Source organism: Pseudomonas sp. RT6P73 (assembly GCF_054897715.1).
In genome coordinates, this window is the sequence record NZ_JBUBUV010000002.1 from 2,489,527 (window position 1) to 2,512,037 (window position 22,511).

The 22,511-nt window shown below is 54.9% G+C and carries 14 protein-coding genes; 6 read left to right on the forward strand and 8 right to left on the reverse strand.

Translation table 11 applies throughout. The features are described from left to right. Nucleotides 1–105: 105 nt before the first annotated feature. From ACYZT6_RS12195 to ACYZT6_RS12205, 3 genes are all read right to left on the reverse strand, one after another. The gene (locus ACYZT6_RS12195; RefSeq protein WP_462027092.1) at nucleotides 106–972 is read right to left on the reverse strand and encodes a phospholipase; all 867 of its coding nucleotides are present in this window, start codon (nucleotides 970–972) and stop codon (nucleotides 106–108) included. A 148-nt stretch (nucleotides 973–1,120) separates the two neighbouring features. After that, complete coding sequence (locus ACYZT6_RS12200; protein WP_462027093.1) at nucleotides 1,121–2,416, reverse strand: glycosyltransferase; 1,296 nt, start codon at nucleotides 2,414–2,416, stop codon at nucleotides 1,121–1,123. 108 nt (nucleotides 2,417–2,524) lie between these two features. Next, nucleotides 2,525–6,292, reverse strand: coding sequence for a hypothetical protein (locus tag ACYZT6_RS12205; protein ID WP_462027094.1), 3,768 nt, complete (start codon nucleotides 6,290–6,292; stop codon nucleotides 2,525–2,527). Between the two features lie 296 nt (nucleotides 6,293–6,588). Between ACYZT6_RS12205 and ACYZT6_RS12210 the strand changes: the two genes are divergently transcribed. After that, the gene (locus tag ACYZT6_RS12210) at nucleotides 6,589–6,846 is read left to right on the forward strand and encodes a hypothetical protein (RefSeq protein ID WP_462027095.1); all 258 of its coding nucleotides are present in this window, start codon (nucleotides 6,589–6,591) and stop codon (nucleotides 6,844–6,846) included. Between the two features lie 21 nt (nucleotides 6,847–6,867). On the opposite strand, the gene ACYZT6_RS12215 is transcribed toward ACYZT6_RS12210, so the two are convergent. Together ACYZT6_RS12215 and ACYZT6_RS12220 are read right to left on the reverse strand one after the other, a co-directional pair. After that, nucleotides 6,868–10,704 (reverse strand): hypothetical protein, encoded by a 3,837-nt coding sequence (locus tag ACYZT6_RS12215; RefSeq protein WP_462027096.1) that lies wholly within the window; start codon nucleotides 10,702–10,704, stop codon nucleotides 6,868–6,870. Between the two features lie 181 nt (nucleotides 10,705–10,885). Continuing rightward, nucleotides 10,886–11,245 (reverse strand): response regulator, encoded by a 360-nt coding sequence (locus ACYZT6_RS12220; RefSeq protein ID WP_462027097.1) that lies wholly within the window; start codon nucleotides 11,243–11,245, stop codon nucleotides 10,886–10,888. Between the two features lie 258 nt (nucleotides 11,246–11,503). Here ACYZT6_RS12220 and ACYZT6_RS12225 point away from each other — a divergent pair, with 258 nt between their 5' ends. The 5 genes from ACYZT6_RS12225 (at nucleotide 11,504) to ACYZT6_RS12245 (ending at nucleotide 18,048) form a co-directional block, all read left to right on the forward strand. Then, nucleotides 11,504–14,995, forward strand: a complete 3,492-nt coding sequence (locus tag ACYZT6_RS12225; protein WP_462027098.1) for a response regulator — start codon at nucleotides 11,504–11,506, stop codon at nucleotides 14,993–14,995. Beyond that, a complete protein-coding gene (locus ACYZT6_RS12230; RefSeq protein ID WP_461958821.1) occupies nucleotides 14,995–15,828 on the forward strand; it encodes a CheR family methyltransferase in 834 nt (277 codons plus the stop codon). Before ACYZT6_RS12225 ends, ACYZT6_RS12230 begins: the two co-directional genes overlap by 1 nt. Beyond that, the gene (locus tag ACYZT6_RS12235) at nucleotides 15,825–16,418 is read left to right on the forward strand and encodes a chemotaxis protein CheB (protein WP_462027099.1); all 594 of its coding nucleotides are present in this window, start codon (nucleotides 15,825–15,827) and stop codon (nucleotides 16,416–16,418) included. Before ACYZT6_RS12230 ends, ACYZT6_RS12235 begins: the two co-directional genes overlap by 4 nt. Next, complete coding sequence (locus tag ACYZT6_RS12240) at nucleotides 16,412–17,593, forward strand: hybrid sensor histidine kinase/response regulator (protein WP_462027100.1); 1,182 nt, start codon at nucleotides 16,412–16,414, stop codon at nucleotides 17,591–17,593. The genes ACYZT6_RS12235 and ACYZT6_RS12240 overlap by 7 nt, the downstream gene beginning before the upstream one ends. 77 nt (nucleotides 17,594–17,670) lie before the next feature. Continuing rightward, a complete protein-coding gene (locus ACYZT6_RS12245) occupies nucleotides 17,671–18,048 on the forward strand; it encodes a response regulator (protein ID WP_131058583.1) in 378 nt (125 codons plus the stop codon). Nucleotides 18,049–18,078: 30 nt separating this feature from the next. On the opposite strand, the gene ACYZT6_RS12250 is transcribed toward ACYZT6_RS12245, so the two are convergent. The 3 genes from ACYZT6_RS12250 to ACYZT6_RS12260 all read right to left on the reverse strand — a co-directional run bounded on the left by ACYZT6_RS12250 (nucleotide 18,079) and on the right by ACYZT6_RS12260 (nucleotide 22,431). Further along, nucleotides 18,079–19,731, reverse strand: coding sequence for an ATP-binding protein (locus tag ACYZT6_RS12250; RefSeq protein ID WP_462029943.1), 1,653 nt, complete (start codon nucleotides 19,729–19,731; stop codon nucleotides 18,079–18,081). 14 nt (nucleotides 19,732–19,745) lie between these two features. After that, a complete protein-coding gene (locus tag ACYZT6_RS12255) occupies nucleotides 19,746–21,248 on the reverse strand; it encodes an ATPase domain-containing protein (RefSeq protein WP_462027101.1) in 1,503 nt (500 codons plus the stop codon). Nucleotides 21,249–21,375: 127 nt separating this feature from the next. Next, entirely contained in the window at nucleotides 21,376–22,431 is a 1,056-nt protein-coding gene (locus ACYZT6_RS12260) for a tetratricopeptide repeat protein (RefSeq protein ID WP_462027102.1), read from the reverse strand. Nucleotides 22,432–22,511: the final 80 nt, after the last annotated feature.

The window sequence follows — 22,511 nt, forward strand, 5'->3', positions numbered from 1 at the left end:
GCTCGCCTGCGTAGAAAGGCTTTCATGACCCAGCATAGAAGTAAGCGACAGTATTGCCAGTCACGGAAATACTTGCACAAAAATAGCCATTTAATGGCACGGCGGTTAATAGGCTCGCTTGGCGGCCTTATTCAAGTTCACGGTTCGGCAATATGAAACAATTTGCGTCTCTTCAATGAAGTCGACGTTGATGATGTTGCATTTTTGTGCCCAATCGCTTTTTTTCGGATCAAACCACGAATCAAGCTCTTTATGAATATCTTCGGGGCCGCCTAGGGCGCTGTAACTGGTGGCGGATAGGGACCACGGCGCCCATGTTCCTGGTGGGCTTGTCAGCACATTAGTGATGTGCTTTTTCAAATCAGCGGCACTGGTAATGCCACTGCCAGACCATTTGTGTTCAATTTGCCCAAGGAACACGTTTCGATCAAGTGCCCAGTTCCCTGGGGCCGAGACCAGAACTCTTTGTTCAGAACTGACTCGTTTGAGTTGACGAAGGCTCAGAGACCGGTTTTGAGTAGGGATGATGCGGTAACCAAGCAGGTGAATCATCATGTTGTTGAAATAGGTGAAATCGAACGTATCGCCTTTTAGTTCGTGAAAGTCCAGGATAATGAATTCGTCGGGGTTTTCACGCAAAAAATTCCTCACGTCATCCAACAGGTTCCCCAAGCTGCGAGCGTTGCGGTAACCGTTGTGATGCATTCGGAACTTTCCAAGTCCCGGCGCATTGGCATCGAACATCAATCGGATATCCAGCGCTCGGGCGCCGTTGCACAGCTGGGAATAAAACGATTGGTGCTGGCAGGCCAGCCAATGGGCTCCTGGAATCGTCGGCCAAGATGCGTTCCAGTCGCTCCCGGCGTTATGGGTGCCTGGAAGTGTCAATTCACTGAGTGACAATGTGTCAATCGTCGGACTGCCAGCCATCCAGTTATTTAGTGTGAAGTTATTTTGAACGAAGTTGTCCATTTAAAGCATCCCTGCATTAATTTATAAGTGAGTGTGGTAGTGTCTCGCTCAACTAGCGAGCTTGTGTTTGGTGGGGTAGTTATAGGGCGAGTGTTAAAGTTGGTCAATAATAGTGTTAATGCAGAATGTTTAGAATTGGTGCGCGTGTTTACAGTGGTTTTCGGTTCTTCGCTTCTATCCATTGCGCCATGTATTGCGTACTTTTATTGTGGTGGTGGCGTAACATGCTGCCGGTGAAATTGTAGCTTCTAATGTGTGTCAGATGTTGTTGGCAATACAACAACTTGTCGATCAGTGCAGGGCCATGTTCCGACTGTCGATACCGATCGGCCAGCAACGTCCGCCCCAGCGATTGGGCGACGGTCCAAAGAGTTTGATCCTTGTATAGCTGAACGGCGCATTCGGCGAATTCCCGTGCTGTTCGGGTCACGTCGCCTGGCCAGCGATGCTCTCCATGCATCGCTTCTGCACCGATAGGCGTTGTGACCGTGGGCGTGCCGCACACCATGGCGTCGACGATCTTGCCTTTGATACCTGCACCGAATCGCAGCGGCGCCAGGCACACCCGCGCCGCCGACATCACTTGCAAGGCATCTTCCGCCCAGTTCATGACATGAAAACCCTGGGCCGGGTTATGCAGTGCAGTGGCCTTGGGCGGCGTGTAGGCGCCGTAGATGTGCAATTGAGCGCTGGGCAATTGTTCGCGGATCAACGGCCAGATCACCGTCTTCATCCAGAGCACCGCATCCCAGTTCGGCGCGTGTCGAAAGTTACCGATGCTGAGGAAGTGTGCCCGATCTTCAAAGGCGGCCGGAGGCACGCTTGGAGGCTGGACCATCAGCGGACACCAATGCAGCAAGTTGCGCGGCATTTTGAACTGCTCGACCAGCAATTCGATTTCCACTTCAGAGATCATTAAGTTCAAGTCGCAACGATACAGCGCAGCAACCTCTCGCTTGGCCAGATCGGTATCGGCCATCAATTCGAACTCTTCGCGCAACGCCGGCGCGAACAGGTCGCTGAAATCATTATTGTCGTCACTGGCCTTCAAGCGGTCTTTGAGTCGTTGGTGCCGCGCATGTCGCAGGCTTTGCAAATCCGAGGTTTCAAGCACACGCAACGCGTCAGGACAGTGCTTCTCTACACGCCAGCCAAACTGCTCTTCCATCATGAACTGGTCGAACAGCACGATATCCGGCGCCAGTTCACGGATAAACGCGTCGAAACTGCTGTTGTTCAACTCGATCGGCACTTCGCGAATGCCCAACGCCGTCAGGTCAGCCCGATGTTCTCCGGTGCCGGCCGGGCTGCTGAAGGTAATGTCCCAGCCCTGTTGCAGGAACGTATCGAGGATTTGCATGACGTGCCCACTGGCTGCCGAGGAGCGAGGCTCGGGCCAGACGTAACCAATGACCAGGACTTTGGTGGCGGGTGGCTGAGTCATGAACAGTGATCCTTTGCAGCAAGCGAGGAGGCAAAAAAGGGCGCAATTAAACCACAGTACAGTAGTGGTCGCATGCACCCTGTTTCAGTCACTCGACACGTCTGAAACTCAAAGAATGTTGAGTTTTACCACTGTCTTCCCGCTGATGTATTCATGGTTGGCATTTTCTAGTGCCGCTTTCATGATCGCTATATTCTGCTGATACGCTTGCTTGTTCGTCTTTAATTGGCTTAGCAGCGATGTCGTCAATGCAAACGAGTCGGCATTTTTAAACGCCGTACCGCGGTTGTAGTTGGCATTTGGAAAGCTCGGCAGGCCCATGGATATCTTGGCGTTGGCGAGATTCAGGAGTGGACTTACGTCCAATTGCTGAGAACCACGCTGAAATATTCCGCTGTGGTCGGCGTAGGCGAAATCTTTGGTTTTCGGCGTACCGTGGAAAATTTCATGAACGAAAGTATCGGCAGTGATGCCCGGGTTGAAATGATCCTTGCGATAGGCTTCGTTGAAGTTGTTGCTGTAGACGTGGATGAATTCGTTATTGGCATTTTGCGCCTTGTTGCCGGTCTTCCAGTCGTTGTATAGCCCCCAATGCAGCTCGGCTATTGCGTCGCTTTCTTTACCGCTGTCGATTATGAAGTTGGCGGGTTTGATATTTGAAAGATCCTCTCTGACTGCAATCAGGTAATCGCGGTAAGTACCTCGGGCTGCAGAAGAGTTATCCGCAAGCAGAAGGTCAAGAACCGCATTCGATTCCTGAATCAGCGCAGGATCATTCAATACGTGGATGGCATCGTCTACTTTTCTGCTGGCGAGTGGTAAACCTTCTTTGATCACTGTACGAGCGTAGCTTTTAGGCATGACTTTATGCCAGTGAGGGATGGGCAGTTTGAGTTTGAAATCAAATCCCTTCAGTTTGGCTCCCCAAGGCTCGCCCGATCGGTTCAGAGCGTACCATTCGTCATTGCGGCGTATCCCCCATACCTGGAAGGCATCCTGGGAAGTTTGCGCGGGACGCCAGCTTCCCAGGCGAATAGTGTCAGGGTCGGCGGTTGCGGCCAGTTGGCTGTGTGGCGTTACGCCCGCCCATCTGCGGGCGTCGAAAATCGCGTTATCCAACGCGGTCACGCTGCTGCGCCACGTTTTGCGCAACAGTTTTGCGCCTTGTAAAAACAAGTCGGATGCTCCGTCCAGCGGATTGAACAGGGTGCTCACCAATCCGAGCCCCGTGGTTGCCATTGCGCTGGCCTTGGTCGCAAGGCTCATGCTTTTGGCGGCAAGACTGGCAACCTGAGCGACGGCTCCGACGACTAACAAAACGGTCATTGCGGCTTCTATAGTACAGGCCGCTACCCCTTGGAATTGTCGATCCAGATCGTCTGAGTTCAGGTCTTCGATACAGGATTTGAAGGGCACGACAAAGTTGAGAAACGTATCCAGATCCTTTTCCCGTTTTGCGCGCAATGCCTCCAGCCGGGTCTGTCCCCAGCACTCTTTCACCAATTCGTCGTAGGTCGCAATGGGTCTGTGCTTGAGTACGAAGTTCACCAATGGGTCGAACTCTGTCGAATAGAAACTCTGGTAATAACCGTTGATTTCTGGCGTTGATGGAGACGCTGCCAATTCACCGATTTTTTCGATCACACCAGGACTGACGTTGACGAGGCCGGGCGTGACTCCATGGGTATAACACTCGATGTTCGTGGGCAGCTGGAGCACCTTCGCCGGAGGAGAATAGTTTTTCTCACTGCTGCGAACGGTTGTGTTTAAAAGGTTTTCCCCTTGGATAAGCGCAGCCAGCCCGGTGTTTTCGCGACAGGTTCCGTGCAAGGTGAATAATTCGTAACACGTCACTCGACCTTCGAAGTGTGAACAGATGACTACACCGTAGCGACCCTTTGCCTCATCTATGTCCTTATGACTTTCAGTGGGTTTGCGCTCGGTTACCTTCAGGACCGCTTCAATGGTCGAAGCGATGGGGTTTGTGGGAAGGCTGGTGATCGATTGGAGTTTCGCGACTGAGGGTCTGACGGTGAACATCGTCACCTTGCCTTTTAGCAGGCGTGTCCGATCAGGCAGTGGCATTGATGAAAAAGCCTGCTTCAAATGCATGTTCATTGCTTGTACATGCACCACATAGTCGCGATTGAATTGACGGTGAAACTCACCGTCAGGAGAAATCAGGTTGGGAAGCATTTGGGGAAACGCTTTGTAAATGCTTTCGCCATTCTTCAGATCCCAGTCACCGGTCCCCAGATCATTGGACATGTGCAGTTCGACAGGCGATACGGGAAACGGGTCGGCGTAAGTGTCCTCCAGCGGTCGATTTTTCTGTTGGTGAAGGACGTCGTTTTCAAGATAGGTACATCCTTTGGCGACCTGCGTGAGGATGTCCAGTGCGACGCTTTTGCGAGTTGGCAGGGGGCGAGACAATGTTTCAGCGGTTTCGGCAAGCGTCTTGGCATGTCGGGCGTACGCGCCTAATGCCACTTCAAGCGAGTCCGTGACCGACTTCTCTACGTCATCCGGCGTGATGATTTTGTTGAGCAGCCCCCAATCAATCACTGGGTCCACGGCAGCCAGAGCGTCAAGCGTCTTTCGCGACTCGGAGACCGAGTCAAACTTCAACAGTTGGCGTAGTTGTGCATAAGTCATCGAGCGCGTCGATCCCGGCGCAATGATTTCCTGCACCGAGACGATCCGGCAAAATTCGACCCATTGCGGCGTGCCCAGTGACAGGGTGGAAGGCAGATCTCTTACCAGAAATTCCGGTGCGGCCTCTGCCAGCAACAGGTGAGCGGCCAGTGCCGCATTTTTTTCGGTAATCCGGTGGTTCTCGATCAGGTGCCTTTCGAATTCCGATTGAATGTCGGCGAAGGATTTTTCCATGTGCTCGACAGCATACAAGTTGAAACCTGCCACATGATTGCGAGGCTCTTGTCCGCCGACGCCCGGATGTAGATCGAGCAAGAACGAAGTCAGCATTATTTGCTTAAGCGACTCATCTGATTGGGGTTGGTTTTCTTGCGCCCCATACCAGCCCAGATCCCGCACGTAAGCGTTGGCCCAGTCAAAAGCGATGGGACTGGAAACAAGTTTTTCAAGAACGCCCTCAGCCTCCGAGCGTTTGAAGGGGGTAGACCGTCCTCCGAAAATGCTATTGACCAGATGCTCAAGTAACGACTGATCCTTGATGTAACTGGTGATGAGTGTGCGAAATTCACTGCGCTGAACGGCAGAGAGAGTGACTGAGTTATCTCCCCCGGCTTTGATCATCTCCCAATAGTTACCCAGCGGTGGACTCACTGGAGGCTTCAGTTCCATGAATTTTGTCAGCCTGGAACCTTCAGCGGCGGTTCGGGGAATGATGTAACCATGAAATTTCAGCCATTGCGCCAACTCGACGTGGTCAGCGAGAGAGATGACGCCACCGGTCAATGGCGCCATTTCAACCAATGCAAGAAGATCATCTGTCAGATCCGGTGCAAGTTTGAATGCGTTCGCAAAGCCAACTGTTTTGCCAGAGTGTCTTGCGTTTACTTCGCCTTCGGAAGTTACTTCGAACAGTGAGTGTTCGGGAATGTTGAAGGTTGCCATTAATTTTTTGAAAGCGTTTTGTTCGGACATTTTCTGCAGCAGATCCCGACCGGGTTGCAGAGCGTCATCAAGCGTCGACCCGGACTCCAGGGAAATGACGGCACCTTTCAAGTTGATGGCTTGCGAAGGGCTAAGTTCTTCTGCTCGCTGATTTAGTTTGTCTACAACTTCCATCCGCTCATTGATGTCGCTTTGAACATGGCGATATTGAATGGTGGTGTCGGGAATAGATCGGGATAAGAAACGTTGATCTGGAGAGTTTGCATATTTGAGGGTCATGATTAGATTCATTGTTTTGGGTTGGTGTTTGAGAGATCCTCTTTTGTTATCTGGCGTTAATCAAGAGTTGCTGTGTAAGTGCGTTTTGCTGGTGGTGTTAATTTTGAGTTATGTCATTTATTAATTGCCTATGGAAGACGATCCCTTCATTGCCATTTGAAGGGATTTTATTGTCGAGATATCTATTTAATAATGCTCTTTACCTTGTCCCGCAACTGATCAATGGAAAACGGCTTTCCGATCACTGACAGGCCAGCCGGCACTTCGCGAATGCCCGGCGCCGTCAGGTCAGCCCGATGTTCACCGGTGCCGGCCGGGCTGCTGAACGTAATGTCCCAGCCTTGCTGCAGGCGGTAGGGCGCGAAAAGGGCGCAATTAAACCACAGCGCCAGATAGTTTTAATCCTGTTTGGAGTCAGGATTCGCATCTTGCTTGGCGATGGCGTGCATTCGTTGTGGTGGTTGCTGGATTCTTTGTTCTGGATAAAATTTGATAGATGCATAAATGCCAGTCCTGAACGGGACTGGCATTTTTTATCAGTCAAACTTGATTGATTTTGGCGTCGAGAACAAAAATTATTTCGAGACTCTGCCAAGATTGATTTCTAATGAGCCCAGGAAATTATCGGCTGCGGTGTTGCTTAGCGCAGTCTCGATGGTAGTCATATTCATGGCAAATCCAGAAGGATCGGATTTGATTTGGTCGATCAAGGAAACCGCTACTTCATAAGAGTCCGCGTTGTATAAGGCTGGATGCTTCTGAATCAGAGTCGGGAGACTGGGGCGAATGGACTCAAACTGATGCAGATGCGTAAATTTTTGCGTGTCCACCGTCTTGTAAGGGTTCGAAAAAGCCGGGTCAACCATGCGAGGGTTACGCGCGAGATCAATTAACGGTGCAGCGTCGAATTCAACACGATTCAGAGTCTTTCCGTAATACAGATCGAGCGTGCCAGGTGCGCCATGTGACATCTCATGGATCAAAACATCCGCAATTCTGGATTCATCGTATTTGGTTGTGCGAAAAAAATCATCCAGGTGTTCCGGGTAAATCTTGATGAATCTCTTGACTGATTCTTTATGTGCAGTCCCATTAGTTACCGCCTGCTTCCACCGCTTGTAATCAGGCACGTCCAGTGCCGCCACCGCGCTGACATCGGCTTTTCGGAACGACACATTAGTGAGCGTGAAGGCATCGAGATCCTTGCGTATTGCACGCAGTTTTAGCCCGATATGTTGAGCGGCTTCGTCGGATCCTGTCCCAAACAGATATTTGAGAACCTTGCGAACCTCGTCGTCTGCCTCTACATCGGCCAACAAACGGATGGCACTGTCCAGTTTGGCTTTGGCGGCGGGAATAGCTTTCTTCATGTAACGTTGGGTGTAGCTTTTTGGCATGATCCTGTGCCACGGCAGGGTAGGCAGTTTGAATTTGTAATTGAAATTTTCCAGTTTGGCTCCCCAAGGCTGACCCAATCGGTTCAGGGCGTACCATTCGTCATTACGGCGTATTCCCCATACCTGGAAGACATCCTGGGAAGTTTGCGCGGGACGCCAGGTTCCCAGGCGAATAGTGTCAGGGTCGGCGGTTGCGGCCAGTTGGTGGTGTGGCGTTATACCCGACCATTTGCGCGCATTGACAATCGCGTTATCCAACGCGGCCACGCTGCTGCGCCACGTTTTGCGCAACAGTTTTGCGCCTTGTAAAAACAAGTCGGATGCTCCGTCCAGCGGATTGAACAGGGTGCTCACCAATCCGAGCCCCGTGGTTGCCATTGCGCTGGCCTTGGTAGCAAGGCTCATGCTTTTGGCGGCAAGACTGGCAACCTGAGCGACGGCTCCGACGACTAACAAAACGGTCATTGCGGCTTCTATAGTACAGGCCGCTACCCCTTGGAATTGTCGATCCAGATCGTCTGAGTTCAGGTCTTCGATACAGGATTTGAAGGGCACGACAAAGTTGAGAAACGTATCCAGATCCTTTTCCCGTTTTGCGCGCAATGCCTCCAGCCGGGTCTGTCCCCAGCACTCTTTCACCAATTCGTCGTAGGTCGCAATGGGTCTGTGCTTGAGTACGAAGTTCACCAATGGGTCGAACTCTGTCGAATAGAAACTCTGGTAATAACCGTTGATTTCTGGCGTTGATGGAGACGCTGCCAATTCACCGATTTTTTCGATCACACCAGGACTGACGTTGACGAGGCCGGGCGTGACCCCATGGGTATAACACTCGATGTTCGTGGGCAGTTGGAGCACCTTCGCCGGAGGAGAATAGTTTTTCTCACTGCTGCGAACGGTTGTGTTTAAAAGGTTTTCCCCTTGGATAAGCGCAGCCAGCCCGGTGTTTTCGCGACAGGTTCCGTGCAAGGTGAATAATTCGTAACACGTCACTCGACCTTCGAAGTGTGAACAGATGACTACACCGTAGCGACCCTTTGCCTCATCGATGTCCTTATGACTTTCAGTGGGTTTGCGCTCGGTTACCTTCAGGACCGCTTCAATGGTCGAAGCGATGGGGTTTGTGGGAAGGCTGGTGATCGATTGGAGTTTCGCGACTGAGGGTCTGACGGTGAGCATCGTCACCTTGCCTTTTAGCAGGCGTGTCCGATCAGGCAGTGGCATTGATGAAAAAGCCTGCTTCAAATGCATGTTCATTGCTTGTACATGCACCACATAGTCGCGATTGAATTGACGGTGAAACTCACCGTCAGGAGAAATCAGGTTGGGAAGCATTTGGGGAAACGCTTTGTAAATGCTTTCGCCATTCTTCAGATCCCAGTCACCGGTCCCCAGGTCATTGGACATGTGCAGTTCGACAGGCGATACGGGAAACGGGTCGGCGTAAGCGTCCTCCAGCGGTCGATTTTTCTGTTGGTGAAGGACGTCGTTTTCAAGATAGGTACATCCTTTGGCGACCTGCGTGAGGATGTCCAGTGCGACGCTTTTGCGAGTTGGTAGGGGGCGAGACAATGTTTCAGCGGTTTCGGCAAGCGTCTTGGCATGTCGGGCGTACGCGCCTAATGCCACTTCAAGCGAGTCCGTGACCGACTTCTCTACGTCATCCGGCGTGATGATTTTGTTGAGCAGCCCCCAATCAATCACCGGGTCCACGGCAGCCAGAGCGTCAAGCGTCTTTCGCGACTCGGAGACCGAATCAAACTTCAACAGTTGGCGTAGTTGTGCATAAGTCATCGAGCGCGTCGATCCCGGCGCAATGATTTCCTGCACCGAGACGATCCGGCAAAATTCGACCCATTGCGGCGTGCCCAGTGACAGGGTGGAAGGCAGATCTCTTACCAGAAATTCCGGTGCGGCCTCTGCCAGCAACAGGTGAGCGGCCAGTGCCGCATTTTTTTCGGTAATCCGGTGGTTCTCGATCAGGTGCCTTTCGAATTCCGATTGAATGTCGGCGAAGGATTTTTCCATGTGCTCGACAGCATACAAGTTGAAACCTGCCACATGATTGCGAGGCTCTTGTCCGCCGACGCCCGGATGTAGATCGAGCAAGAACGAAGTCAGCATTATTTGCTTAAGCGACTCATCTGATTGGGGTTGGTTTTCTTGCGCCCCATACCAGCCCAGATCCCGCACGTAAGCGTTGGCCCAGTCAAAAGCGATGGGACTGGAAACAAGTTTTTCAAGAACGCCCTCAGCCTCCGAGCGTTTGAAGGGGGTAGACCGTCCTCCGAAAATGCTATTGACCAGATGCTCAAGTAACGACTGATCCTTGATGTAACTGGTGATGAGTGTGCGAAATTCACTGCGCTGAACGGCAGAGAGAGTGACTGAGTTATCTCCCCCGGCTTTGATCATCTCCCAATAGTTACCCAGCGGTGGACTCACTGGAGGCTTCAGTTCCATGAATTCTGTCAGCCTGGAAACTTCGGCGGCAGTTTGGGGAGTGATGTAATCATGGAATTTCAGCCATTGCGCCAACTCGACATGGTCAGCGAGAGAGATGACGCCACCGGTCAATGGCGCCATTTCAACCAATGCAAGAAGATCATCTGTCAGATCCGGTGCAAGTTTGAATGCGTTCGCAAAGCCAACTGTTTTGCCAGAGTATCTTGCGTTTACTTCGCCTTCGGAAGTTACTTCGAACAGCGAGTGTTCGGGAATGTTGAAGGTTGCCATTAATTTTTTGAAAGCGTTTTGTTCGGACATTTTCTGCAGCAGATCCCGACCGGGTTGCAGAGCGTCATCAAGCGTCGACCCGGACTCCAGGGAAATGACGGCACCTTTCAAGTTGATGGCTTGCGAAGGGCTAAGTTCTTCTGCTCGCTGATTTAGTTTGTCTACAATTTCCATCCGCTCATTGATGTCGCTTTGAACATGGCGATATTGAATGGTGGTGTCGGGAATAGATCGGGATAAGAAACGTTGATCTGGAGAGTTTGCATGTTTGAGGGTCATGATTAGATTCGTTGTTTTGGGTGGTGTTTGAAAGATCCTCTTTTGTTATCTGGCGTTAATCAAGAGTTGCTGTGTAAGTGCGTTTTGCTGGTGGTGTTAATTTTGAGTTATGTCATTTATTAATTGCCTATGGAAGACGATCCCTTCATTGCCACTTGAAGGGATTTTATTGTCGATATATCTATTTAATAATGCTCTTTACCTTGTCCCGCAACTGATCAATGGAAAACGGCTTGCCGATGACTGACATGCCTTCCGGCACATCTATGCTCTCGGCATAACCACTGGCAAACAGGATCGGCAATTCAGGGCGCAGCATCCGTGCCTGCGTCGCCAGTTCTCGGCCGTCCATCACCGGCAGACCCACATCGGTCATCATCAAATCGATGTGCTGGTCTTCATCGTTGAGAAACTCCAGCGCCTGTTCGCTGCCATCGGCCTCAAGGACCTTGAATTCCAGCTCCTCCAAGACGTCGACGATCAGCATGCGCACAATGGCATCGTCTTCTACTACCAGGATGATGGACGGGTCGGAGGACATAAGAGGGCTCTCAAGTGAAATTCAGGGTCGCCGGTCGATCGAAGTCGCCGGGCTCTAGCATGAGTAAGTGGCGGATCCCGACAAGTTCCCAGCACTGTGCAAAAAAGAATAGCTGCACAAGAGGCGGCAGGATAACCGCTCCTTTGACCGAGAACAGCTAAATGCAGGGATTTGCCCGCATACACCTCAGAAAATTGGATCAATGTGCCAGTTTTGGGGCAAACTCCTTGGTTTTGAACAGTTCGACAAGGCCTTCCCATGACCCCTGCGTCTTCGGTTGATGAGCAACGATTCCGTAAACTTCTGAGCCGCAACATCAGCCTGCCGTTGGGTGTCGGTGTGCTCAGTGCGGTGTTCTTTGTCTCGCTGATCACATACCTCCTGTCGGTGATCCAGTGGGTCGAACACACCGACCGGGTGATCAATAACGCCAATGAAGCGGCAAAGCTGACCGTTGATCTGGAAACCGGGATGCGGGGTTTTCTGCTGAGCGGCGATGAGCATTTCCTCGACCCTTACGAAACGGCCAAGCCGAGAATCGCGGTTGCGCTCAATACCTTGCTCGAACTCACCGCCGACAACCCGGTTCAAACCGACCGTCTGCACAGGCTTCAGGCCTTGCAGCAGGAGTGGGCCAACTACGCGCAGTCGCTTATCGATCTGCAGCGCGCCAGCGGCGATTATCGCAGTGTCGTCAAGGCCGGGCGGGGCAAGCGGCTTACCGATGAGATCCGCAAGCAGTTCGCAGACGTGATCGACATGGAGCAGCAGTTGCGTACCACGCGCAACGAGGACGTGCGCCGCACCACGATCTGGAGCATCACCCTTTACCTGTTGTTCATTCTCGGTATCAGCGGTTTGCTGGCCTATATCGGCCGTCGTGATTTGCTCAACCTTTCCCAAAGTTACAGCGCCAACCTCGCCGCGCAACAGGCCAGCGCTTCGCGTCTGGAACAGCAAGCGTGGCTGCGCAATGGCCAGACCGAACTGGCCGAGCAGGTGTTGGGGCAACTCTCCCTCAATCTGCTGGGGCGCAACATCCTGCAGTTCTGCGCGCAATATCTGGGCTCGGCCGTCGCCGCTATCTATGTGCGTGAAGAACATGGTGGCCTCAAGCGTGTGGCGTCATACGGTTTTTCTCGCGAGCAGGAAGAGCGCGAGCAGCAGATTCACAGTGATGAAGGGATTATCGGTCAGGTGGCGCAACAGGCTCGCCTGATTCGTCTTGATAACGTGCCGAGCGACTACTTCAAAGTCAGTTCCGGCCTGGGCGAAGGCCTGCCGCATAGCGTGCTCGTGGTGCCCACCAGCGACGATGACCGGGTAAACGGCGTGATCGAACTGGGCTTCCTGCGCCCCTTGAACGACCGCGACATCGAGTTGCTTGAGCTGATCGCCGGCAACATCGGTACGTCGATCGAGGCCGCTCGTTATCGTCAGCGTTTGCAGGAAGTACTCGCCGAAACCCAGCAACTCAACGAAGAGCTGCAAGTTCAGCAAGAAGAACTCAAGACCGCCAACGAAGAGCTTGAAGAGCAGTCGCGGATTCTCAAGGAGTCCCAGGCTCACCTGGAAACCCAGCAAGTCGAGCTGGAGCAGACCAACGAACAACTCGCTGATCAGGCTCAGATCCTCGCCGACCAGCGCGATGCGATGGACCTGAAGAACACCGAACTCAATCAAGCCCAGGTACAGCTTGAAGAGCGCGCCGAAGAATTGCAGCGTTCGAGCAAGTACAAGTCCGAATTCCTTGCCAACATGTCCCACGAACTGCGCACGCCGCTGAACAGTTCGTTGATCCTGGCCAAGTTGCTGGCAGAGAACCCTCAGGAAAACCTCAGTGCCGAGCAGGTGAAGTTCGCCGAGTCGATCTACTCCGCCGGCAATGACTTGCTCAATCTGATCAATGACATTCTCGATATTTCCAAGGTCGAGGCCGGCAAGCTGGAAATGCGCCCTGAAAACACCAGCGTTGCGCGGCTGGTGGACGGGCTGCGCGGGATGTTCGAGCCGATGGCCGCTGACAAGCAGTTGAAGTTTGAAGTCGACTTGCAGCCCGGTTCGCCGATGATGCTGTTCACTGACCGCCAGCGCCTGGAGCAAGTGATCAAGAATCTGCTGTCGAACGCGGTGAAATTTACCGAAAAAGGCACGGTCAGCCTGACAGTGGCGTCTCAACCAAACGATGGCATCGCCTTTATTGTCCGCGACTCCGGGATCGGCATCGCCGCCCACCAGCAGGAGAGCATTTTCGAAGCCTTTCGCCAGGCCGACGGCACCACCAATCGCCGTTATGGCGGCACGGGCCTGGGCTTGTCGATTTCCCGGGACCTGGCCGCGTTGTTGGGCGGTTCGATCAGCGTCACCAGCGAGCCGGGGCAGGGCAGTGTGTTCACCCTAGTGCTGCCGCAGCAATACGTTGAGCCGAACGAAGTGCCGGTTGCACCGATGCAGGCCACGCCCGTCGCCATGGCACCGAGAGCGGCATCGCCTGCGCTGGTGCCGCTGATTGCCGAAGTCGATATCCCGCGTTTCGACGATGACCGCAGCAAGGCGCCATTCACCACCCGTTGCATCCTGGTAGTGGAAGACGAGCCAAACTTTGCACACATCCTCTACGATCTGGCGCACGAACTGGGTTATCAATGCCTGGTCGCCCACGGCGCCGATGAAGGCTACGACCTGGCCAAAGAGTTCATTCCAGACGCCATTCTGCTGGACATGCGCCTGCCCGATCATTCCGGGCTGACGGTCTTGCAGCGTCTAAAAGAACATGCCGAAACCCGCCATATTCCAGTTCACGTGATTTCCGTCGAAGACCGGGTCGAGGCCGCCATGCACATGGGCGCCATCGGTTATGCGGTCAAGCCGACCACCCGCGAAGAACTCAAGGACGTGTTCGCCCGCCTCGAAGCCAAGCTGACCCAGAAGGTCAAGCGAGTGCTGTTGGTGGAAGACGATGATTTGCAGCGCGACAGCATTGCTCGCCTGATCGGCGACGAAGATATCGAGATCACCGCCGTCGGCTTCGCCCAGGAAGCGCTCGATTTGCTGCGTACGACCATTTTCGACTGCATGATCATCGACCTGAAGCTGCCGGACATGCTCGGTAACGATCTGCTCAAGCGCATGTCGACCGAAGATATTTGCTCGTTCCCGCCGGTCATCGTCTACACCGGACGCAACCTGACCCGGGACGAGGAGACCGAACTGCGCAAGTACTCCCGCTCGATCATCATCAAGGGTGCTCGGTCACCGGAGCGTTTGCTGGATGAGGTCACACTCTTTCTGCACAAAGTCGAATCCAGGTTGTCCCATGAACGCCAACGGATGCTCAAGACCGCGCGCAGCCGCGACAAGGTCTTCGAGGGCCGCAAAGTGCTGCTGGTGGACGACGATGTACGCAACATCTTCGCCCTGACCAGCGCGCTGGAGCAAAAGGGTGCAGTCGTGGTCATCGGCCGGAACGGCCGTGAAGCGATTGAAAAACTGAATGAAGTCGAGGACATCGATCTGGTGTTGATGGACGTGATGATGCCGGAGATGGATGGTTTCGAAGCCACCATCGAGATCCGCAAGGACCCGCGCTGGCGCAAGCTGCCGATCATTGCGGTCACGGCCAAGGCCATGAAGGACGATCAGGAGCGCTGCCTGCAAGCCGGCTCCAACGATTACCTGGCCAAACCCATCGACCTGGATCGCCTGTTCTCGCTGATTCGCGTGTGGTTACCGAAGATGGAACGCATTTAGTGGAACGCATTAATTCAGTGGAGCGAAACAGCGAAATCGAATTGCGGTTGTTGATCGAGGCGATCTACCTCAAGTACAGCTACGACTTTCGCGACTACTCCGGCGCTTCGATCAAGCGCCGGGTCAAGCATGCGTTGGTGCAATTTGAGTGCAACACCATTTCGGCCCTGCAAGAGAAGGTGCTGCACGATCCGACCGCGTTCATGCAGTTGCTGCAATTGCTGACGATTCCGGTCAGCGAAATGTTTCGCGACCCTTCGCATTTCCTGGCGATCCGCAAGGAAGTGGTGCCACTGCTCAAGACGTATCCGTCGATCAAGATCTGGATTGCCGGTTGCAGCACGGGCGAAGAAGTCTATTCGATGGCGATTCTGCTGCGCGAAGAAGGCTTGCTCGATCGCACTATCATTTACGCCACCGACATCAATCCGCGGTCGTTGGAGAAGGCCAAGCAGGGGATTTTCTCCATGGAAAACGTCCGCGCCTACACTCATAACTACCAGCAGGCAGGTGGCCAGCGTTCGTTCGCCGACTACTACACGGCAGCGTATGGCTACGCGATTTTCGACAAGACGTTGTGTGAGAACGTGACCTTCGCCGATCACAGTCTGGCGACCGATAGCGTGTTCTCAGAAACCCAATTAATTTCGTGTCGTAATGTTTTGATCTACTTTAATAAAAAGCTTCAGGACCGTGCGTTCGGTTTGTTCCATGAATCCCTTTGTCATCGTGGATTCCTGGTGCTGGGCAGTAAGGAAACCCCGGATTTTTCGGCCTTCGGCAACCAGTTTGTGCCCTTGGTCAAGCAAGAACGGATCTACCGTAAATCATGAATAATGCAGCGGATTTGCCTACTGTGGAGGCTATCGTGATTGGTGCTTCGGCTGGAGGCGTGGAGGCGTTGCTGGATATTCTCAGCCCGCTGCGCGAAGGCTTCGCGCTGCCGATCATTGTGGTGCTGCACCTGCCGGACGAGCGTCGCAGCCACTTGGCTGAAGTGTTCGATCGGCGCGTGGCCATGCGTGTTCAGGAGGCCCGTGACAAGACACAGATCGAAGCGGGAACGCTGTATTTCGCCATGCCCGGCTATCACTTGTCGGTAGAGCACGACCGCACCTTTTCCCTGAGCCTGGAGGATCGCGTGCATTATTCACGGCCCGCCATTGATTTCCTGTTCGAGTCGGCTGCCGATGCCTACGGCCCGACCCTGGCCGCCGTGCTGCTGACCGGCGCGAACCGCGACGGCGCCAGCGGTCTGGCTCAGGTAAAGCGTCACGGGGGCCTGACCATCGTGCAGGACCCAAACGAAGCCCAGGTCGCAACCATGCCTCGGGCAGCGCTGGATTTGCATTACCCGGATCACATTCTCCCTATACGCGGCATCGGCCGTCTGCTTGTCGAGCTGGAACGAATAGCATGCTGAGTAACATCCAAGCCAAATTGTTGATTGTCGACGATCTGCCCGAGAACCTGCTGGCGCTTGAGGCATTGATCAAGCGTGAAGACCGCATTGTCTATAAAGCCTTGTCCGCCGACGAAGCCTTGTCGTTGCTGCTGCAACACGAATTCGCCATGGCCATTCTCGATGTGCAGATGCCGGGCATGAACGGCTTTGAACTGGCCGAGTTAATGCGCGGCACGGAAAAAACCAAGAACATCCCGATCGTGTTTGTCAGTGCCGCCGGCCGCGAATTGAATTACGCGTTCAAGGGCTACGAGAGCGGTGCCGTGGACTTCCTGCACAAGCCGTTGGACATTCATGCGGTCAAGAGCAAGGTCAACGTATTCGTCGACCTGTATCGCCAGAGCAAGGCGATGAAGCAACAAGTCGAAGAACTGGAACAGGCTCGCCGCGAACAGGAAGCGCTGCTCAAGCAATTGCAAACCACCCAGAATGAGCTGGAGCAAGCGGTGCGCATGCGTGATGACTTCATGTCGATTGTCGCCCACGAAGTGCGCACGCCGCTCAATGGCCTGATCCTCGAAACCCAGTTGCGCAAGATGCACCTGGCCCGTGACAACGCGTCAGCGTTCACCCTCGACAAGATGCACGCCATGGTCGACCGGGACGAGCGGCAGATCAAAAGCCTGATCCGTCTGATTGAAGACATGCTGGATGTTTCACGCATCCGCACCGGCAAGCTGTCGATTCGTACGAGCCGATTTGACCTCGTGCAATTGGTCAGCAATTTGTTGCAAAATTTTGCGCCGCAGGTCGACGCCGCCGAGTGTTCCGTTGCGTTTACAGCTGAAGCGCCAGTGGTCGGCAACTGGGACGAATTTCGTATCGAACAAGTGATTTCAAATCTGCTGACCAATGCCTTGCGTTATGGTGGCAAGAGCCGGATCGATGTACGGGTCTACAGTCACGAGGGTCAGGCGCGGGTCGAAGTGCAGGATCGCGGGATCGGTATCAGTGAAGAAAACCAGAAGCGTATTTTTCAACAGTTCGAACGGGTGTCAGCCAAGACCGTGGTCGCGGGGCTGGGACTGGGGCTGTTTATTTCGGAGCAGATCGTCGCCGCCCATGGCGGCTCCATCGCCGTCGAGAGCAAGATCAACGAGGGCGCCTTATTTCGCGTTTGTCTGCCGCTGTAGGAAAACAGCCGGATAAACGCAACCTCTGAACGACCCCATGGTCGTATCAGCAGCTATTGACCGAACAAAGGCTTCCCATGAGTGAAGATGCACAAGATGTAGTACTCATTGTCGAGGATGACCCCTCGATTCTGATGGTATTGTCCGCTTACTTGTCGGGTGAGGGTTACCGGGTGCTGCAGGCCGAAAACGGCGAGCAGGCCTTTGAAATACTGGCGAGCAAGCCACACCTGGACATGATGATCACGGACTTTCGCCTGCCCGGCGGGATTTCCGGCGTACAGATCGCCGAGCCTGCCGTGAAGCTGCGACCGGAACTCAAAGTGATTTTTATCAGCGGGTATCCGCAGGAAATACGCGAGACCGACAGCCCGATCACGCGCAAGGCGCCGATCCTCGGCAAGCCGTTCGATCTGGATGTGTTGCAAGAGATCATGCAGGAAATGCTCTCGTAAAAGGCCCCGAAGCCCCTGTTGTGGGGGCTTTCAGATACGGATCATCTCCCGCACCTTGGCCGTCAACAGGTCGAAGGTGAACGGTTTGGTGATCATCTGCATCCCCGGGTCGAGGAAGCCGCCGCGCACCGCCGCGTGTTCGGCATAACCGGTGATGAACAACACTTTCAGATCAGGCCGATACTGCCGACCGATTTCTGCCAGTTGCCGGCCATTCATTCCGGGCAACCCCACATCGCTGATCAACAGATCGATACGCTGGCCGGAATCGAGAATCGGCACCGCGCTATCGGCATCGCCGGCTTCGACGAAGGCATAGCCCAATTCACTTAATACCGCACTGACCAGCACGCGAACCGCCGGATCGTCCTCGACGATCAGCACGGTTTCGCCTTTTTGGGCGTAAGGCGCGTGTGCGATATCGACCAGCGTATCCTCGACCAGATCACCGTTATAGCGCGGCAAATACAGACTCACCGTCGTGCCGTTACCCACTTCACTCTCGATGGTCACGTGGCCGTGGGACTGTTTGCTGAAACCGTAAATCATCGACAAGCCCAAGCCCGTGCCCTGGCCGATCGGTTTCGTCGTGAAGAATGGATCAAAGGCCCTGCTGATCGTGCCCTCCGGCATGCCGCAGCCGGTATCGGTCACGCGCAGTACCACGTAATCACCCGGTTGCAAGTTGCTGTGGACCTGGGTGAAGCCCTTGTCCAGGTGCTGATTTGAGGTGTTGACCACCAGTTTTCCGCCTTCAGGCATGGCGTCACGGGCGTTCAGCACCAGGTTGAGCAGGGCGCTTTCGAGCTGATTGGGGTCGGCCTCGGCCACCCACAGGTCCTCGCTCAATTGCATGTCCAGATGAATACTTTCGTTGATGCTGCGCTGCAAGAGTTCACCCATGGACACCACCAGGGTGTTCATGTCCACGGGTTTGGAATCCAGCGACTGGCGTCGGGAAAACGCCAGCAGACGATGAGTCAGGCCTGCCGCGCGATTGGCGGAGGTCACCCCCAGATCGATCAGGCCGTCCAGGTCATCAGTGCGCCCCCGGGCCAGGCGTCGACGCAGCAACTCCAGGCTGCCAATGATGCCGGTGAGCATGTTGTTGAAGTCGTGCGCGATGCCGCCGGTGAGTTGGCCGACCGCTTCCATTTTCTGCGACTGCCTGAGGGCTTCTTCGTTGTGTCGCAGTTGGGCGGTGCGTTCCTCGACCTGTTGCTCGAGGGTTTCCAACGTGTTTTGCAGGCGCAGTTCGCTTTGGCTCAAATCAATCAACCGGTCCCTGGCTTCATACTGCCGTCGTCGTCCGCGCAACGCAGTGGTGACGAGGCTGATCAACGTCACCGGATGAAACGGGCGCTCGAGAAAGGTCACGTTGCCCAGCTGCGGGCCGAGACGCGATGCGGGGTTCTGTTCCGGGCCGCCGTGGTGGGTCAGCAGTACGATCGGCAGGTCTGACCAGGCCGGTTGTTGCTCGATCAAACTCAGCAGCGGTTCGAGATCACAACCCAGCAAGGCTTCCGAAGCAATCACCAGCAGGCCGGCACCTTGCGCGAGCTCGCTGCACAGCGTGCCCAGATCCCGGGTCACCAGGCCTTCGAAACCCGCCTCGTTGAGCATCATCAGCGCAATCTGGCTGTCGCGCCCCAGCGGCGCGAGAATGATCGCGCGCTCGGACATCGCCTCGACAACCCTCACCGGACATCATCCTTGAGGAGTGGCTGGCTGGCGCCCATATAGGTCGGCACGCCGCGCAATACGCCCTGGAATGCATCCAAAGGTTCACCGATGGTCATGCCCGTGCTGCCGATGCGGTATTCGCGAATGGTCGATTCGTGGCTGCCGGTGCGTTTCTTGATAATTGAAATGGCCCGGCGAACCTTGCCCAGGGCTTCGAAGTAACGCAACAGAATCACCGTGTCAGCCAGATAAGTAATGTCGACCGGCGCCTGCATGTCCCCGACGAGCCCGTGTTGGGCCACGGTCATGAACGTCGCGGCGCCTCGGCGATTGAGGTACAGCAGCAGCTCGTGCATGTGCAGCACCAGTGCGTTTTCCTCGGGCATCGCAGCCTGATAACCGTTGATGCTGTCGATCACCACCGTTTTGATCTCACGCTGATCAACACAGCGACGAACCCGGTGGGAGAACTCGCCGGGGGACAGTTCGGCGGCGTCGACTTGCTCGATCAGCAGGTTGCCGGTGTCTTGCAGCGCCTGCAGATCGATGCCCATGTTGTTCATGCGTTCGAACAGCAGCCCCAGCTCTTCGTCGAAGATAAACAACGCGGCTTTCTCACCCCGAGCGACAGCTGCCGCAGCGAAGATCATCGAGATCAGCGACTTGCCGGTACCGGCCGGGCCGAGGATCAGCGTGCTGGACCCTGTTTCGATGCCGCCGCCGAGCAGCGCGTCCATTTCGTCGATGCCGCTGGTCAACTGCTGGCGGGTGTAACCGCCACGGTGTTCAGCCGCGATCAGACGAGGGAACACGTGAACGCCGTCGCCCATGATGGTGAAGTCATGAAAACCGCCGCGGTACTTCTGGCCACGGTATTTCACGACGCGGATCCGCCGGCGTTCGGCGCCATAGTTGGGCGTCAGTTCTTCGAGGCGAACCACCCCGTGCGCCACGCTGTGGACGGTCTTGTCGAGGGATTCGGTGGTCAGGTCATCCAGCAACAGTACGGTCGCGTTGTAACGCACGAAGTAGTGCTTGATCGCCAGAATCTGTCGGCGATAACGCAAGGAGCTTTGGGCGAGTAAACGGATTTCGGAAAGGCTGTCGAGCACCACTCGGGTCGGTTTGACCCGTTCGACCGCTTCGAAAATCTGTTTGGTCGCTTCACCCAGCTCAAGGTCCGAGGAATACAGGAGGCTTTGCTGATGGTCGGCATTGAGCAGGCTTTCTGGCGGTGTCAGCTCGAAGATGTGAATGTTTTCATCCAGCTCCCAACCGTGGGACAACGCCCCCTGGCGCAGCTCGCGCTCGGTTTCCGACAGCGTGATGTACAACGAGCGCTCGCCGGCACGGGCGCCGGCCAACAGAAAATGCAATGCGATGGTGGTTTTGCCGGTTCCAGGTTCACCCTCCAGCAAAAACACATGGCCGCGGGACAATCCACCGGCCAGGATGTCATCCAGACCTTCGATGCCGGTGGCGGCTTTTGCACTGAACAACTCGTTAGATGTAGACAAAAAAAACCCTCTCATGACTAGGGGAAGCGAGGCAGCAGGCCTGAAGTGCCTGAATGGACTGCCTGATCACTTGACCTTTTGTCGATGCGACGGTTCAACCTTTTTGTTGGCGTGATGGAGGGTGCCGTTACAAGCCCTGCTGCAACGCTGGATCATCAGGATTGAGCTGTTCCAGCTGCGCCAAAAGGATCTGTACGTTCTGCAGTTGTCCGCTTTCCTTCCAGTAATTGATCAGCAGCACCCGCGCCTTGCGATCGGCCGGATGGCGCTGAACGATTTCCTGCAACTGCTTTTGCGCCGCTTCCAGTTCTTGCTCCCCATGCAGGGTGGTCGCCAGGTCGTAGCGGTAATCCTTGTTGTTCGGATCAATCTCGACCGCTTTGGACAGACCGAGCAGGGCGAACTCGCTTTGCCCGTGATGCAGCAACCAAAGCCCCAAGGCGTGTTGCAGGTAGGCCGAGTCGGGTTGAGCCTTCAACTGTTTCGCCAGCAATTGCCGGGCTGCGTCGCTTTGGCCTTGTTTATCCAGGACTTCAATCTGCATGACCAGCGCCGGCAGATTGACCGGGGCTAGCTGCAACGAGCGTTCCAGCGCCTGCTGTGCCTCTTTCAATTCGCTGTTGTGCAGGTGCAGGCGGGCCAGTTGGTATTGGGTTTCGGCGCTTTCCGGCTGGCTCTTCAGGACCTGTTCCCAAGCATCGATGGCTTGCTGCAACGGCCCGAAATACAAGCCCAGGTCATCCGGCGACAAGCCCAACAGCGCGTTGATTGCGGCAGACCGAACGCTTTGTTCGCTGTCATCCAGCAACGGCCCGATCAGAAGACTGCGCTGCCCGCTGGGCACCAGTCCGCCGATGCTTTTTATCGCCGCAATGCGCACGTCGGGCGAGGAGTTTTGCAGGTCTGCGTCCGCCAGTTTCAGGGCTTGTGGGCTGGGGTAATTAGGCAGTTCGGCATGCAGCCAGACACGACGTTTGGGCGACAGGTCTGGGCGACCCAATTGCTGGTACAGAACCCGTGCGGCCCCCGGTTGCCCGGCGCGCGCCTGGGTCAACGCTTCGCTGTATCCGCGCTTGATGGCTTCCGGCACCACGGGTGTCGTGCTACGCAGAAAAAACCAGGCAAGAGCTATGGCGAACAGGACACAGAGGCTGATGAGCAAGTAGCGGCGGGACTGGGGCATGCAGGAATCCGGGGGCTGGCGGCTTTTGCAAAGCTGTCAGCTTCGGTCAGGTGGGCGTGTGAGTCAAACCCTGACTCAGT